We start from the raw sequence: 1990 nt of genomic DNA, 5'->3' as shown, positions 1-1990 counted from the left end.
CGGCGCGCGAGTTCATCGCCTTCTGGCTGGCCGACGACCGGGTCGTCGCAGGCATGAAGGTCAACGTCTGGGACGTGAACGAGCAGGTACAGCAGCTCATCCGCAGCTCGCCGCGGACCGCGTTGCGGCGGCCTCGACGAGGCCAGGACCGCGGGCCGCGGCGTCGGCGCATTCAACGTCGTGCACCTCGAGACCGCTGAGGCGCTCGCGGGCGCCGCGGAGGACGCCGGGCTCCCCGTGATCCTGCAGCTCTCCGAGAACTGCGTGCGCTACCACGGCGCCTTCGCCCCGATCGCCCTCGCGACGCTCGCCGTCGCCGAGGCGTCGTCGGCGCGGGTCGCGGTGCACCTCGACCACGCCGAGGACGCCGAACTGGCGCTGCTCGCGATCGACCGCGGCTTCGGGTCGGTCATGTACGACGGTGCGAAGCTCGACTTCGCGGAGAACGTGGCGACGACCCGCCGGGTGGTCGAGCGAGCGGATGCCGCGGGCGTGCTCGTCGAGGCGGAACTCGGCGAGATCGGGGGCAAGGACGGCGCCCATGCCCCCGGCGTGCGCACCGACCCCGAGGAGGCCGCCCGGTTCGTGGCCGAGACCGGCGTGGACGCCCTCGCGGTCGCCGTGGGCTCCTCGCACGCGATGACCGAGCGGACCGCGGCGATCGACCTCGACCTCGTCGCCCGGCTGGCCGCGGCGGTGCCGGTGCCGCTCGTGCTGCACGGGTCGTCGGGGGTGCCCGACGAGACGATCGTGCGCGGCATCCGATCGGGCCTGACGAAGATCAACGTGTCCACCCACCTGAACGCGGCGTTCACCGGAGCCGTGCGGGAGTACCTCGCCGCGCACCCCGCGGCCGTAGACTCGCGCTCGTACGTCGCTGCGGGCCGTGCGGCCGTGCGTTCAGAGGCGGCACGACTGCTGACCCTGTTCGCCTCGACCTCCAAGGAGACCGGATGAACCGCGCCGAACGCCTCAGCGCCGTGCTCGACCTGCTGGCCGAGGCCGGCCAGGTCGAGGTCGACCAGATCGTCGACCGCCTCGACGTCTCCCCCGCGACCGCGCGCCGCGACCTCGACGCGTTGGCGCAGCAGCAGCTGCTCACCCGCACGCGCGGCGGTGCGGTGGCGCACTCCGTCGCCTACGACCTGCCCATCCGCTACAAGAACCAGCAGAACCCCGCCGCGAAGGCGGCGATCGCCCAGGCGGCGAGCGCCCTGGTGCCGCGCGGCGCGGTGATCGGGCTGTGCGGCGGCACGACGGCCACGGCCATCGCCGACGCGCTGATGTCGCGCGCCGACATCATGGAGCCCTCGCACGAGCCGAGCCTCACCGTGGTGACCAACGCCATCAACATCGCGATGCAGCTGGCCATGCGCCCCCAGATCAAGACCGTCGTCACCGGCGGCGTGGTGCACGCCCGGTCGTACGAGCTCGTCGGCTCGTACGCCGACGCGGTGCTCGGCAGCATCACCCTCGATGTCGCGTTCATCGGCGTGAACGGCGTCGACCCGGCCATCGGCCCGACCTCGCACGACGAGCGCGAGGCGGCCGTGAACGCGCTCATGGCGTCGCGGGCCACCCACGCGGTCCTCGTCGCCGACGCGTCGAAGATCGACAAGCGCGCGTTCGCGGCAATCGGGCACCGGCGCCTGTTCTCGACGATCATCACCGATTCCGCCGCGACCGCCGACCAGCGCCAGCGCCTCACCGACGGCGGGTACGACGTTATCGTTGCGTAGGTGAGCACCCCCACCACCGTCATCCACTCCGCCCGCCTCGTCAGCGGCCACGACACGGTCACCGACGCCTGGGTCCGTTTCGAGGGCGACCGGGTCGCGGCACGCGGCATGGGCGCCGACTGGCGCGACGCGATCGACGCGGATGCCTCGGTGACGGATGCCGCGGGCCGCACGCTCGTGCCCGGTTTCATCGACCTGCACTGCCACGGCGCCGGCGGCGCGTCGTTCGAGGAGGGCGCCGACGCGATCGC

The 1990-nt window shown here is 72.9% G+C and carries 2 protein-coding genes and 2 pseudogenes; all 4 read left to right on the top strand.

The features are described from left to right. A pseudogene (locus tag GH736_RS24750) lies at positions 1 to 200 on the top strand (hypothetical protein); the annotation flags it as partial. Continuing rightward, positions 181 to 957, top strand: coding sequence for a class II fructose-bisphosphate aldolase (locus GH736_RS21945; protein ID WP_235934630.1), 777 nt, complete (start codon positions 181 to 183; stop codon positions 955 to 957). The pseudogene GH736_RS24750 and the gene GH736_RS21945, both read left to right, overlap by 20 nt. Beyond that, entirely contained in the window at positions 954 to 1739 is a 786-nt protein-coding gene (locus GH736_RS21940) for a DeoR/GlpR family DNA-binding transcription regulator (protein WP_159607068.1), read from the top strand. Before GH736_RS21945 ends, GH736_RS21940 begins: the two co-directional genes overlap by 4 nt. After that, positions 1740 to 1990 (top strand): annotated as a pseudogene (locus GH736_RS21935) (N-acetylglucosamine-6-phosphate deacetylase); the annotation flags it as partial. It lies immediately after the preceding gene.

This window comes from Agromyces humi, assembly GCF_009720255.1.
In the GTDB taxonomy this organism is placed as follows: domain Bacteria; phylum Actinomycetota; class Actinomycetes; order Actinomycetales; family Microbacteriaceae; genus Agromyces; species Agromyces humi.
The sequence above is the reverse complement of the archived record's forward strand: the minus strand, read 5'-3'. Positions and strand labels throughout refer to the sequence as shown.